The sequence below is a fragment of the Flagellimonas olearia genome, assembly GCF_009184425.1.
Lineage (GTDB): Bacteria > Bacteroidota > Bacteroidia > Flavobacteriales > Flavobacteriaceae > Flagellimonas > Flagellimonas olearia.
Genome location: NZ_WELG01000001.1, coordinates 392,968 through 406,751, shown reverse-complemented (window position 1 = coordinate 406,751; position 13,784 = coordinate 392,968). Strand labels below are relative to the sequence as shown.

The 13,784-nt window shown below is 41.0% G+C and carries 10 protein-coding genes and 1 pseudogene; 5 read left to right on the top strand and 6 right to left on the bottom strand.

Annotation, left to right across the window (positions count from 1 at the left end):
* Positions 1 to 3 precede the first annotated feature (3 nt).
* Positions 4 to 960, bottom strand: coding sequence for an AraC family transcriptional regulator (locus F8C76_RS01620; protein ID WP_152130167.1), 957 nt, complete (start codon positions 958 to 960; stop codon positions 4 to 6).
* A 10-nt stretch (positions 961 to 970) separates the two neighbouring features.
* Between F8C76_RS01620 and F8C76_RS01615 the strand changes: the two genes are divergently transcribed.
* The 5 genes and pseudogenes from F8C76_RS01615 to F8C76_RS01590 all read left to right on the top strand — a co-directional run bounded on the left by F8C76_RS01615 (position 971) and on the right by F8C76_RS01590 (position 6,450).
* On the top strand, positions 971 to 2,074 hold the full coding sequence (locus F8C76_RS01615) for an alkene reductase (protein WP_152130166.1): 1,104 nt from the start codon (positions 971 to 973) through the stop codon (positions 2,072 to 2,074).
* Positions 2,075 to 2,337, top strand: a pseudogene (locus F8C76_RS18935) (transposase); the annotation flags it as partial. It abuts the gene before it with no gap.
* A gap of 154 nt (positions 2,338 to 2,491) precedes the next feature.
* Positions 2,492 to 3,355, top strand: coding sequence for a helix-turn-helix domain-containing protein (locus F8C76_RS01600; RefSeq protein ID WP_170283935.1), 864 nt, complete (start codon positions 2,492 to 2,494; stop codon positions 3,353 to 3,355).
* Positions 3,356 to 3,438: 83 nt separating this feature from the next.
* Complete coding sequence (locus F8C76_RS01595) at positions 3,439 to 4,893, top strand: nitrilase-related carbon-nitrogen hydrolase (RefSeq protein WP_152130163.1); 1,455 nt, start codon at positions 3,439 to 3,441, stop codon at positions 4,891 to 4,893.
* Between the two features lie 1,053 nt (positions 4,894 to 5,946).
* Positions 5,947 to 6,450 (top strand): ecotin family protein, encoded by a 504-nt coding sequence (locus tag F8C76_RS01590; protein WP_152130162.1) that lies wholly within the window; start codon positions 5,947 to 5,949, stop codon positions 6,448 to 6,450.
* A 192-nt stretch (positions 6,451 to 6,642) separates the two neighbouring features.
* Here F8C76_RS01590 and F8C76_RS01585 read toward each other — a convergent pair whose 3' ends face one another.
* The 5 genes from F8C76_RS01585 to F8C76_RS01565 all read right to left on the bottom strand — a co-directional run bounded on the left by F8C76_RS01585 (position 6,643) and on the right by F8C76_RS01565 (position 13,784).
* Positions 6,643 to 9,459 carry a M16 family metallopeptidase gene (locus tag F8C76_RS01585; protein ID WP_152130161.1) on the bottom strand — a complete coding sequence of 939 codons (2,817 nt, stop codon included), beginning with the start codon at positions 9,457 to 9,459 and terminating at the stop codon, positions 6,643 to 6,645.
* A gap of 49 nt (positions 9,460 to 9,508) precedes the next feature.
* Entirely contained in the window at positions 9,509 to 10,744 is a 1,236-nt protein-coding gene (locus tag F8C76_RS01580) for a DUF4857 domain-containing protein (protein WP_152130160.1), read from the bottom strand.
* A 2-nt stretch (positions 10,745 to 10,746) separates the two neighbouring features.
* The gene (locus F8C76_RS01575) at positions 10,747 to 11,415 is read right to left on the bottom strand and encodes a hypothetical protein (RefSeq protein WP_152130159.1); all 669 of its coding nucleotides are present in this window, start codon (positions 11,413 to 11,415) and stop codon (positions 10,747 to 10,749) included.
* A 4-nt stretch (positions 11,416 to 11,419) separates the two neighbouring features.
* A complete protein-coding gene (locus tag F8C76_RS01570; protein ID WP_152130158.1) occupies positions 11,420 to 12,307 on the bottom strand; it encodes an ABC transporter ATP-binding protein in 888 nt (295 codons plus the stop codon).
* A 79-nt stretch (positions 12,308 to 12,386) separates the two neighbouring features.
* Entirely contained in the window at positions 12,387 to 13,784 is a 1,398-nt protein-coding gene (locus tag F8C76_RS01565) for a RagB/SusD family nutrient uptake outer membrane protein (RefSeq protein ID WP_152130157.1), read from the bottom strand.

Genomic DNA, 13,784 nt, shown 5'->3' with positions numbered 1-13,784 from the left:
TTTTCATATATCATGGGAGTAAATTGACCCTTGATTTTCTCTTCTATATTCCATAGGGCTTATTCCATTATGCTTTTTAAATTGTTTGCTCAAATGGCTTTCGTCCGTAAACCCAAACTCGTCGGCAATTTGTCCAATTGTCAATTCACTGTATATAAGTCTTTGTTCCACTAAACTCAATTTATATTTATTGGTGTATTGTCGCAAACTTTCTCCTGTAAATTTCCTAAAATATTCACTGACATAATTTGTAGATAAATTAAACTTAGAGGAAAGATATGCTATACGCAGTTTTTCAGGCTCATTTATATGTTGGCGAATATGCACCAACATTTTATTAATTAGTGGTTCGGTATCTCCCGTATTGATGACAATACTATTTTCATCTGTTACATTTCGGGCCAGAATATTCAGGATTAGGGTTATGAAATGTTGAATATTCTCCCTGTAATAGGATTTCTTATGCTCATATTCCTCTACCATATTATGAACAAGCTCAGTAATCATTTGACAATCCGACGTACTGGTAAGTTGTAGTTGCTCAAAACGATTATGATGATAAAATATCTGTTCTAACCTTTTTAGCCAGACATTTATTTTTTCTATTTCACATGCCGTTTTACATTGGGAAAAGAAGAATTCCGAAAAGCGAATGGAACAAAAACGGGTTGGTGCAACACTCTCGAATCCTCGACAATCCAATGGAGTGAACAAAAACAGGTTCCCTTTCGCATAAGGAAATTTGTTTCTATTTACCTCACGAGTCCCCTCACCTTCCATAATATGAATGATTTCAAAGAAATGGGATATACTTGGGAGGTTGTTCCATTGCTCCAAATCCGAAACATGAATATCGAAAGGGCTATATAATATATTATCATTCACACCTCTAAATATACAAAACAAACCCTTTTTTGTAAATGGCCTGTCATTACCGCAGTATCTAATTTTGATTCCCAAAACAACAATTATGGCTTTATCAAAAAAAATATTATCACCATTACACACATCACTACTTTCATTTTCAAACCGAATTGTAATGGCCCCAATGAACAGGCGTAGAGCTATGAATGGTGTGCCAAGTGACGCAATGGTCAACTATTACGGGCAAAGGGCGTCCGCAGGTTTAATAATAACCGATAACACAGCTATAGCGGCCAATGCCATTGGCTATTTAAACACTCCCGGAATTTATAACTCCCAACAAAGAGAAAGTTGGAAAAAAGTCATTGAAGCCGTACACAAAAGAAATGGGAAAATTTTTGTCCAATTGGTCCATACCGGTCGTATCGGACATCCTCTAAACCATAAAGATAGGATGCCTTTGGTAGCACCTTCCGATTATGCAGCAAATGAAACCATACTTACTTCCGAAGGAACTTATTTGCCAATGCCAAAACCAAAAGTTTTAAGTTTTGAAGATACGCAAGAATTGGTTCAATTATTCATTCATTCAGCGAAGAATGCTATGGAACTGGGCTTTGATGGGGTTGAAATACATGCTGCTCACGGATTTTTGATAGATCAGTTCCTAAACCCCAAAAGTAACAATCGAACTGATTCCTATGGGGGAAATATAACAAACCGAAGCAGGTTTCTTATGGAAATAATGGAGGGTGTACAGGCCTCCATAGGTAAAGAGAGAACAGGAGTTAGGCTTTCTCCCTTTGCAGAAATTAATGGCCTGTCCACATATAATGAGGAATTTGAAGCCCATCAATATATAACGGATGAATTGTCAAAAATGGATATTCTCTATATCCACCTTTCAAATATCGGTTCAAAAGAAAATTACTCTATAAGTACAAACTACATTCAAGAAGTCCGTAAACGATTTAAAAATCTTCTTATAGTTACAGGGGGTTATAGTCCAAAATCAGCAGAAATAACGTTAAGGAACAATCTGGCCGATCTTATTGGTTTTGGTAAGCCCTATATATCCAACCCCGATTTGGTAGAGCGTATCAGACATAATGCTCCGTTGGCCATTCCCAATAAGGATACCTTCTACCATGGTGGGGAAAATGGTTATATTGATTATCCTGTATTATATGATAATGATAAATTGCCCTAGGAGGAAAAGATTCGTATCGTACTGGAAGACCTCAAGGGCGAGGAATCGGTATCCCGCATCTGTAGGCGCGAGGGCATTGCCCCGGCACTGTACTACCTTTGGAGCAAGGATTTTCTTGAAGCAGGAAAAAACGACTGATGGGCGACACCATTCGCGAGGCCAATACCAGTGAGGTAAGGGAACTCCGTTGGGAGAACTCCCAATTCAAGGAAACGGTGGCCGAACTGTTGCTCCATAACCGGGTGCTCAAAAACAAATCAGAATGGTTTAGGGTAAATGGAGGAAGTACATGGCTTAATGGAGATGGCGACAGGGTATTCCCTAAAGGTTGAGATCCTTTTCATGAACCCCTCCATGGTCATTACCATTGGATTTAAATGGTTAGCTTTAGACCACAGCTCGTCCAATTTTTTCGAAATGCCAAAACCCGCATATTACACAACGGCTTCCAATCTCGACTACAAGGAAATAACACCCGGCCCCAAGCTTCGACCCTATATCGAATGCTTTTGGGTATGCCAAGGGAATTCAGGGCAAGATGGATACATTGAAGAAATATTGGTACCTGGAGGTAGAACGGAAATCATTCAAGCGGACACTTCTTTTGTTTGGTACAATTCAGAAGAGGACCGTGCAGATCATATGGAGCCCGGAGCAATAATCCTAGGTCAACGGAATAAGGTAAGTCGCATTGTAATCAGCCAAGGTTTCAGATTTTTCGGCATACGTTTCAGGTATGGTTGCATGCCCCTTTTTATAAAGGTTTCAGCCAAGGAGTATAGCAATAGGATTCTAAAGCTTTCCGATTATTTGACATGTGGTGAAATGTCCTTATTGGATAACACTCCCCCTTTAATCGACAATAATTTCATCCAAGACATTGAGCATTGCCTTTTTGACCTAATAAAACCACCTACCCATGATTGGTATATCTTGCAGGAAATCATCCAATCCCTGAACAATAGGGTCGAAGAACAGACCTCAATTCATTCTTTGGCAAAGGAACACGGATGGAACTATAAGAAAATTGAAAGGGTATTTTTAAAATACTTGGGATTTCCCCCAAGGGTTTTTCTTAAAATCATACGATTTAGGAATGCTTTGGAAAAAATGGACAACAGTAATGGCTCCCTTACCAATAACGCTTACCGTTTGGGATTTTACGACCAATCCCATTTCATAAGGGAGTTTTACAATTTTACCGGGATGAACCCTTCCAACTTCTTTAGGGAAACTCCCCTACTTGCCAATTTCCTATATCGTTTGGGCACGAAAGGATGAAACATGTCCAATCCATACAATTTATCCATAAAGACCCTTCCTAGCTTTACCCCTTATCTCAATCATACAAGCAAAAGCATCCTATGAACCGGCCTGAAACCCAAAACTGGAGAAAATCCATCATCCATATAATCATGTCCACGCTCTCTTCAGGTGGCCTTTGGTACTTTGCCAATGATCTATCCGGCGAGTTTGGTCTTTTGATGTGGATTGCTCCAATACCTATTTTGCTCCTCTCTTTAAAATTCCCTGGGTGGACATCGTTCCTTGCTTCCTTTTTTGCATTTTTTATTGGAAAATTGTGCTGGTATACCTATCTCGTTCCAATTTTATCCATAACGTCCGTACTGATCTATTTTACGATTGCTTCCTTCATTTTTGCAAGTATCGTTCTTTTGTTCCGACAGTTTTCACTGAAAGTCCCTAAGTGGTATTCCGTTTTTGCATTTCCCATACTCTATTCCGTATTTGAGTTCCTTTCGCTAAAATTCGCCCCCGATGGCAGTGCTGGAAGTATAGCATATTCACAAATGAATTATCTCCCTGTGGTCCAATTGGCATCCATCACGGGAATTTTGGGAATTACCTTCCATCTTTGTCTTGTTGCGGCCGCCCTTTCCTTATGCTTTTACCATTATAAAGAGAGACCTATTTTCAACAAAATTGTATCGACTGCCCTTATATTTTCCCTAATGGTACTTCTATACGGCTCCATCAAGCTCTCCCAAAAAATTGATGAGGGGCCCAACGTTGTAGCAGGTCTGGCCGTACTTGATGAAAGGTATCACCATTTCACGAAACAACCCGATACTGCACAAGAATGGCAGACAGCCAAGGCGTATGCCGATGTAGCAAATGAGCTTGCCGAAAAGGGGGCCAAAATCGTATTGTTACCTGAAAGGGCACTGAACATCACAAAGGAAAATGAAAAGGAAGTACTTGCCCTTTTTTCAGAAATCTCGAGACAAAACCGTATTTGCATGATTATAGGGTATACCAACTACAGGAGTAATACAGCAAGAAACTCGGTACTTGTGATTGGAACGGGTGGCGAAATCAGTTCTCACTATGACAAATCAAGGCTTATCAAGGGTCTGGAAGATGAATTCAGCCCAGGTAACAGCCCAGGGATTTTCAAATATGAAGGTTTGAGGATGGGGACGGCCATATGTAAGGACCTTGATTTTCCAGATTATATAAACCGATACAATGATATCCACTTATTGGTTGTGCCAGCTTGGGACTTTGTTGCGGATGAGTGGTTGCATTCCAGAATGGCCATTTTGAGAAGTGTTGAAAACGGCTTTTCCCAAATCCGATCGGCCAGACAGGGACTGTTATCGGTAAACGATCGTTTTGGAAGGGTCATTTCAGAAGTAAGTTGTTCCGATAAAACCCAGGCGAGTCTTCTGGCAAATGTCCCTCTATCCAAGGGAAACACCCTGTATGCCAAGTTTGGTGATTGGTTTGGATTTATGAATTGTGCCGCCTTTGTTGTCCTGTTATTTGTACTCCTATATCGAGGGAAAGTAATTTAATCTGGAATTATCCTGTGAACATGTCTTCCAAAAGCACAGTATTTTGGGAACTTTTAAAGAATACGAGGAGAGTTGGATCGGTCCGTCAGAGTGAACCCAAAAATAGCCGTACTTACATTTTCTTTAATGAAAACCCTGTACACCCTTGGATTTGAAAACCAATATAGATAGATCTTTGTAAATGGAATTTTGGATAATGCATAAATTTGCATGGCTTCACCTCCAATACGCCATTATGGTTCACTGCAAAGGTCAAGCTGCTTTTTGAAAACGGATTTCCATGTCTTTTCTGATACAGAAAGTACCCATTCATGGACTTTTCCTAGGATAAAACAGGAGGCCCACTTCGCACTATTTGAGGATTTTGACCAGTGGCTCTATATCAATTTTTCATGTTCCAAGATATAAAGTCTGTAGTCCACTTATCATCGCAGCTATTTTTTAGGAAAACTTGCAATCCCCTGGAAACTCCACCAGATTGTTCCCTTTAAACATCAAATCCGATATTTCTTATGGATAAGTGAATGAGTCATCCATTGTCAAAGGCCTTAACAATCAACATAATCGGTCTCACAGATCATATCCACCACTTTGTTGAACTTGTAGTTGCTTCCTTCCCAGAACAGATCTTGATAATATGTTCTTCGTGGTACATTCGACTATTTATATTTCTCCAAGGGCCAAGTTCCATAATTTTCCTCTTTGAGCTCCTCCCCCTGTCTTACAAACATAGGTTCGATTCTATAGGTATCCGTCAGAGAGTTGTACATGGCCCTAATATTCAATAACCAGGCCCTATTTAGAAGATGTCCTGTAAGCAGTCACTTTTTGAGCCAGTAAAATTGATTACAGACAGGTACTGACATAAATCAATAACCTTAAAAAGGTTTCATATCACCCTTATCCATTCCTTAAATCAACTTCCCTTAATATCAGTACAAATACCCTAAAACCAAAAATCCTGTTGGCGTTAAAACCTTCTTCCCAATAAGCCTGCTACCCTTCTAGCCGTTCTTTGGCACAGATATTGAGTAACTGCCAAAAAAGAATTTTATGAAAACAATTTCAAACCGATCCATCAGATTATTTTCAATTACATTTCTAAGCATTATCACTATGACCATGGGACAAACATCCTTGACAAAGATTGACCTATCAATATTTCCCAAACCTGAACAAGGGTTCAAACAAATGGTGATCGAGGTCCCCCATTCAGATAACGATGCCAACAAGAAAATAGAGTTTGTCATTGGAAAGTGGATGGAAGTGGATTCCTGTAATAAACATGGACTTATGGGTACCCTAGAAGAAAAAAATCTTGAGGGGTGGGGATACGGATACTTTGTTTTTGACACAGAAGGACATGTCATGTCCACCGAAATGGCCTGTCTCGACAAAGAAATGGTCAGAAAATTTATTTCCGCTCAATCCAAAACGGTGCGGTACAATGGAAGGTTACCGATTGTCATCTATGTCCCGAAAGACTGCGACGTGCAGTTTAAAATATTCCAAACAGAAGGAGATGTGTATCAAGCTAGTGAAGTCAAGCCCCAATAGATTCTTCTCCTTGGGGATGGAGGAATTGCCTATACCTTGTCCTTTAAGTTGACCAGAGGGGATTGAAGTGTATAGGGATGAAAACGACAGTTCCCGTGAAAATTGTTCCCATTGAAGGTATCTTGCCTATTCTACCATTAAAAAGGCCCACTTTTAGTGGGCCTTTTGCTTCTGATTACAAGAAAAAAGGAATCATCCCTTGGGTTTCATCACTACTTCATATTCCTCTGCTTGCTCCAAGAGTTTCCCGATTTTCCGATTGAACATCACAACGGTATTCTTTCTGAGGATATCCTCATAGTTTTTCCCAGCTAATTCATTGATCCCGTTCAATTGATATTCTTTCAACATATGTAACCAGTAGGCATTTTTTTTCAGGTTCTCCTGTCTATTTTTTATCAGTACCTCCTTCGCTTGGGCAAACTCATCCTCGGTGGCCCCATTGCGCAATAGGTCATTCATTTCATGCGATACCAACCGCAGTAGTTCAGCTCCCTTCTCCGGGTTGCAGTCAAAGAAGATGGACAATGCCATATTGGGTCTGGGTCGTGTACTATAATTTACCCCGATACGTGCACCATACGTACCCCCCTCTTCTTCCCGAAGTTTATGGAAAAGTCTGCGATCCAATATCGTTTTGAAAATTTCCATATCAATGTTGTTCCCAGGATCATAGGGATAGGTATCTGAATAATGCACGACATAATTGGTGTGTTTGGGAATGGATATTGGAAAAGCAAAATGCTTCTTGGTACTTTTCTTTGGAGGGGACACTCCATGATCCACCCAATTTTCCCTGGCCGAATTCCCCGTTATGCTACCAATATACTTTTCAATAAGGGGCTCTAACAGGGTATCAGTGACTGAACCCACAAAAACAAAGGTAAAATCGGAAACATTACCATACCTTTCTTTATAGACTTCCTGTATGTCTTCAAAATCTACTCTATTCTTCAGAAGCTCGTGAGAGTTCAATGGTCTTCTTGGACTGTGGTCCGTCATAAGCTGTTGTATGGTATCGTTGAATGCCGATCTGGGATTCTTGGCTTGGTTTTCTAAAAAGGAAAGCGTCTTATCCCTATATACTTCAAATGCCTGTAGATCAAAGCGTGGATTGGTAAAGTACAAGTATTGCATTTGAAGTAATGTTTCCAAGTCTTTAAGGTCACAACCTCCACTATATCCTTCCGTATAATATCCAAGATCGGGTTCCAGCTTCAGGGCCTTTCCTGCCAACACCTTTGTAAGTTGATTTTGGTCATGGACGCCCAGACCGGATTGCAGTACCAAAGGAACCAGATGTTTGGCCGAGGAGATCTTATCAGTATCCAGTCGGGACATCCCACCTTTACTGATGGCCAAGTAATGTACATCGTCTTTAGCATTGTCCGTGGGAACCATCCAAACCTCCGCTCCATTGGACAACGTATATGCGATTCCATTTTCAAAGCCTTCAAGGATCTTTTTGGATACTATTTTACCTTTAACCGGTTCTTTTGCAAGGAGTGTGATATTTCCATCTTGCTCTTCCTTTTTTGTATAGGTTGCCGTGACCGCCTCTTCAATGATGTGTTGAATTTCATCTTTAGTGGGGTATACCAACTCTTTTTTTTCTGGTCCCTTGAGAAGAAAAAAGGCATTGTTGTGCGTTACCCATTTTGACAATTGCCCGTTCACTTCATCAAGTGTAACGGAAGGAACCGATTCCTCCGCTAAAAGCAATAGCTGCCCGGTGGACAGATACGGTTCATTGTACAGGTAAGAACTTTGCATACCCTTGGCATGGTCATCATTGGATATATTCTCACTGATGTTGTGCCGGTATTCATACCCTCTCAATAGATTGGTCTTGGCCACTTCCAGTTCACTCTGTGTAAACCCAGCTTGTTTGGCTTCTTCAACCAACACCAATACATCTTTGATTCCTTTTTGAATATTGTCCTCCTTTAAAAGTCCGCCCACAGTGAATATATCCTTGTTTTGAATAAAGGAATAGTAACCCGCCCTAGCTTGTGTAAATGAGGCTCCGGGCAACATCAACCGTTCTTTGAAACGACGGTTCATCATCTGCATTACCAATGCCGATTTCATATTCCCAATAATATATTCCCTATCCTTTTTATTGTTGGAAACAGCATCGTGCTTCATGGTATATTCAAAACTCAGAAAACTTGCTTCGGAATCTGTGGCCACTCCATACATAAGGCCTTTATGGTCCTGGACCGTATATACCTCCCTCTCTTTTTCATCCTTTGGGTTCTTTAATGTTGAGAGTATGGTTCTTACGCGCTGTTCCATTTCATCCACATCAAAATCCCCAACAATGATGGCAGCTTGAAGGTTGGGCCGATACCAATCTTTGTAAAAATCCAAAATGGATGTGTGTGGAAAATTCAGGACAATGTCCATATCGCCTATCACATTTCTCTTGGCGTATTTGGAATTATTGTGTCTAATGTGGCTTACCGTTTCTTCCATCCTGAACTGTGCGTTGTTCTTGGCCCGCCATTCCTCTTGAATGACATTGCGTTCCGCTTCGATCTCTTCTGGCAATAACAAGAGGTTCCCTGACCAATCATGCAGTATCCACACACAAGAATCCAGTACGGCAGGGTTTACAGGAACATCGGTGATATTGTATACTGTTTCATCTTGTGCCGTGTAGGCATTCATGCTTTTACCGAACTCTGCCCCATGGCGCTCCAAAAATTTCTGCATTCCTTTTCCGGGGAAATTTTCAGACCCATTGAATGCCAAATGTTCCAGTACGTGGGCCAACCCATTTTGATGGTCCTCTTCCAAAATGGCCCCTACTTTTTGCACCAAATAAAAGCTGGCGCGTTCTTTGGGCATATCATTTTTCTTTATGTAATATTCCATGCCATTTTCAAGAATGCCATGGCGTATGGTGGAATCCAATAATTTTTGTTGCGGCGTGGATTGCGCACAAAGTTGCACGGCAAGGACCACACCCATTATAAGGGTGATTTTTGTTTTCAAACTGTTCATAGTGGAAAGATGGATAGGGCCCCTACTGGGGCCCGGATTAATAGACTTTTTAATATTCTTTATTGGGAAACATATGGACGGCAATAAACCCGAAAATTCCAGTAAAAAACACCAACACTATATCCAAGATGTTGTTCTTTAGTGATCGATTGTTTCTCTTGATCAAAACAAGTGTAAAAATCACAAGTACTACACTCAGAATGGCCCAACTCCAAGAAACATACTTCTTCATATATATACCGGTGAACAAAGAAGTGGATTTATTGAGTGCAATGGAAAACGGAAAAAGGAACTGCTCCACTTTACCAATGGCCATTTCAGATTTCAAAGGAAGTCCTTCTTTGAGTTCATCCACCTTCTTGAAGTCCCTGTCGATGACATATACCTTGGTAAAAGCCTCATCCATCAATATAACGGTCTTGTAGAACAGGTTCCCTCCCATGACCAGTGTTTGCCGATTGGCATCAAAATCCTCTATGGGCAAGGGTTGGATACCATAATTGTCCGTCATTAAAAGATAAAGCTTATTGTCATCTGTCACAATGGTGGCATAGAATTCCCTGGAGGCATGATCATTACATATTATTTTTCTGATCTTAAACCCCTCTGGCACATTGACTCGATTGACCTCTGGCCTGCCCTTTACCATTTTGAGATGGAACAGCTGTAAAGTACTGTCTTGGATAAACCAGCCATCATCACGACTCTTCATAAAAGAAGGAATCCCTCCCAAGACCCTGGCAGGAAAAACGAATCCTTGGTCTTTCAATGCCTGGGTATACTCTTTACTTTTGGCCTCATCAATTTCATTGGTCTTTGCCACAACAAACTCCATACGGTCCTTAATCCTAAAGACATCCTTGGGCAATGTGATTCCAAAATCCGATGCCGATTCAAACAAGGGGTTCAATCCATAGTCGGGCATGGAAAACTCTAAAGCAGCTGTCCCTTGATAGAAGTTCTCCTGTCTCAACTGGGCCGGGTTGAGCCTCACCCCCATAATGGAATCTGGCAAAGTTCCCTTTCCCAAATGGTAATAAAAATTGTTGATGGGCAATTCATCCATGTACTCTTCCCGAGTATACTCGTTGCCTTCCATATCCGAGAAACGGTTTTGACCATCCACGTATTTGGAGGCGTAGAACTTTTTGTTCAATACACTATATGAAAAGTTGGGGGAGCTGATACGAACATCAAAAAACGTTCTGTAAATGCTTGGCAATACGTAGCCCATGGTAAAAATGGCTACAAAAACGAGTAAATATCTGCTTAATTTTGGTAACATAATTACATTTCTCCTTTTCTAAATCTATAAATTGAAAACAGTGTTGCAATGCTAATGCAGGCAATCAGGCCAACAAATGGCCACAAGAGGTATTCATTGGTCCCTGGAAAATTTCCTTTAAAAAAAGTCCCAAGAAAGGCCGCCCCGAACAACATGTAAAAAATACGCTGTTTCCAAAGGGGCTCCAATACAATAAAGGATATCAGAAAATATGCTGCAATCCCCGCCAAAAACCATGGTGCTGTGGTCAAGAAGGATACCCAGACGATTTCCTGTGGAAAAAAATACGCCCCCATCCCTAAAAACATCCCCATAAACACCGATAAGATCAATGTTGTACAGAAAAACCCAAAGAGTACCATTTTCAATACAATGGTCTCTTCATTGGTTGGCAAATGCAGGGTAAGTTTTATGCGTTTGTCCACAATCTCAGGTACAAATTGTGCCACCGCGATCAACAACCCGACGATCAACGGGACAAACTTTAGTACATAGAACCATATGGCCCTTTGTTGAAGGATACCGTTCCAGTACGATTCCGCATCCTTAATGATCAATTCATGTCTTACATTGGAATATATCCCAATAACGATCAAAACTCCTATCAGAAGTAAAAAAAGGGATACCCTTTTGATTTTGATCCACTCCTTATAAACTATGGCTTTTAGCATGATATCAATATTTACCGGTTAAACCTATGAACGCATCCTCCAAGGACATGTCCACCTCTTTGAAATTTGTATATCCAAGACCTTTGGCATCCAGATATCCCTTAATCTCTTCTGGAGCGGCATACGTGTATATCTCCAGCTTGTTGTGCATTTTTTCCAAATTCACGATGGGACCTTCAAGTGCCACCCCTATATCCGGATTTTCCAATTCTATGGTATACTCCCTGAAATCATTAAGGAACTTCTTGACGGGCATATAGGCCAGTACCCTGTTGTAGTCCATAATCATGCAATCATCTATAAGGCGCTCCATATCCTGAATGATATGTGAGGTGGTAAAAATGGTCTTGTTGGTTTCCTTGGCATAATCCCTTAAGTAATCGATAAACAATCTTCTATAGCCCGGATCCAATCCCAAGGTAAAATCGTCCAACACCAATAATTCAGGGTCTTGCGCCAAAATCAATCCTAAAGCCACTTGGGATCGTTGACCACAGGACATGGTGGATATCTTCTGTTTTGGTGTGACTTTTAATTTGGCCATCAAATCAAAATAGGCCTCGCGTTTCCAGTTGGGAAAAAAACCCGAATAGAACTTTTCAATTTGATAAATGTTCATAAAGGCATATTGTACATGCCCTTCGATCAGGTATCCTATCTGGGCCTTGGTCTTGGAAGAAAGATATCTGGAATCCTCGCCCAAGATCATGCATTTTCCACTTTTGGGTGTCAAAAAGCCATTTATGATGTTGATGGTTGTGGTCTTTCCGGCCCCGTTCTTTCCTAGGAGCCCCAGTATACTTCCCCTTTTAATATTGAAATTAAGGTTCTCGTATACCATTTTCTTACCATAATAATGGGTAAGGTTAATGCATTCTACTACATTTTCCATTTGTATAGTTTTATGTATTGAGGGTTATGGCTCCCCAGAATTGGGGAGCCTTGGAATATAAAATGTTTACCAAAAAAAGCTACTGCCCTCTTGGGTTTTGCTCCACTTTTGGATTGAGGTTGATTACCTTTTTGGGTATGGCAATCACATAATTGTTGCTTTCAGGGGACAAGCTATAGGTAGTGCCATTGAAGGTCCTGGTGAGGGTCACTTGATATTCCGCTTCCAAATTGAGCCTCTTAAGATCGAACCAACGCCAAGGTTCCAAAAAGAGTTCCACCCTACGTTCCTTGAACACCAACTCCAATGCCTCATTACTGGACATCCCCATGGCATAGGGCACAAACTTATCCACATCGAACCTTGTTTGCCTTAAAGTGTTCAAATCTCCAATGGCCAGATCGGGCCTATCCAAACGTGCATTGCATTCCGCCCTGATAAGGTAGAGCTCCGGTGTATTTATCCCTGCCTTGTAATAGTTCTCCTTGGAATAGATTATGGGGCCGCGGTCATTTGCCCCATAGCCATGGAACTCAATATGTCTAAAATAAAGTCTGCGGTCACCTTCATCGTATAGGCTCAAGTGATCCTCGGTCATATACACACCAATGCCATATACGAACGGATGACTCACATTTTTGGTCCAGAGTATTTCCTCATGTTCCCAAGTTTGTCTCGGAAAACCAAGCAGTCCAGCAAATTTTGGGGCTCCGGGAATAAAGTCATAATCATTGAAGTTATACAGGTTGGAATTGATGGCCAGGGCACTCTCGGCATGATCTAGGGCCTCCTCCCATTCTCCTTTGTACAGATATACTTTGGCCAAAAGACCATGAACCCCTGCTTGAGAAGGATGATAGGGGTACTCCTGTTTCGGAGGTAATAGTGTCAATGCTTCCTGCAGGTCCCCTTCAATAAGGTCGTATACTTCCTTTACCGTGGCCCTGCCCTTTGTGTTGTTCACGTCGGGTTCCGTATAAAGTGGTACACCCAAGTCCGAAGTGCTCATGGTTGAATTATAGTGTTTGCCATAAATGTTCACCAACATAAAGTAAGCATAGGCCCGTTGCGCCAAAGCTTCGCCCTTTGTAATATTCCTAAGGGTGACATCATCTCCTTCCGCTTCATCGATTTTATCCAAAACCACGTTACAGATATAGATCTGGGCATAAAAATCATTCCAATCACTGTCATTGGCATCGGGGTCATCATAAATATGATCCCTCCATTGATAACCATTTAGGAAACGCTCCACTCCTCCCCAAAAAATCTTGCTCACCTCATCCTCGTACAACTTCACCTCATCATTAACGAAAAGGACATTTACCGTACTTCTGATAAACTTGTTGTAATCGTTCATCAACAAGTTCAGGTCTTCGACCGTTTCTGGAATCTTCTTCCCTTTTTCCTGTATATCTAGATAATCATCACATCCAAGCGCAAGTGCGACAATCAATATTGCGATAATTTTTTTCAT

Excerpts from the sequence above, each read along its gene's own strand:
- F8C76_RS01615 (WP_152130166.1), top strand. The coding sequence starts at position 971 with ATGGCTTTATCAAAAAAAATATTATCACCATTACACACATCACTACTT.
- F8C76_RS01600 (WP_170283935.1), top strand. The coding sequence starts at position 2,492 with ATGCCAAAACCCGCATATTACACAACGGCTTCCAATCTCGACTACAAG.
- F8C76_RS01595 (WP_152130163.1), top strand. The coding sequence starts at position 3,439 with ATGAACCGGCCTGAAACCCAAAACTGGAGAAAATCCATCATCCATATA.
- F8C76_RS01590 (WP_152130162.1), top strand. The coding sequence starts at position 5,947 with ATGAAAACAATTTCAAACCGATCCATCAGATTATTTTCAATTACATTT.
- F8C76_RS01585 (WP_152130161.1), bottom strand. The coding sequence starts at position 9,459 with ATGAACAGTTTGAAAACAAAAATCACCCTTATAATGGGTGTGGTCCTT.
- F8C76_RS01580 (WP_152130160.1), bottom strand. The coding sequence starts at position 10,744 with ATGTTACCAAAATTAAGCAGATATTTACTCGTTTTTGTAGCCATTTTT.
- F8C76_RS01575 (WP_152130159.1), bottom strand. The coding sequence starts at position 11,415 with ATGCTAAAAGCCATAGTTTATAAGGAGTGGATCAAAATCAAAAGGGTA.
- F8C76_RS01570 (WP_152130158.1), bottom strand. The coding sequence starts at position 12,307 with ATGGAAAATGTAGTAGAATGCATTAACCTTACCCATTATTATGGTAAG.
- F8C76_RS01565 (WP_152130157.1), bottom strand. The coding sequence starts at position 13,784 with ATGAAAAAAATTATCGCAATATTGATTGTCGCACTTGCGCTTGGATGT.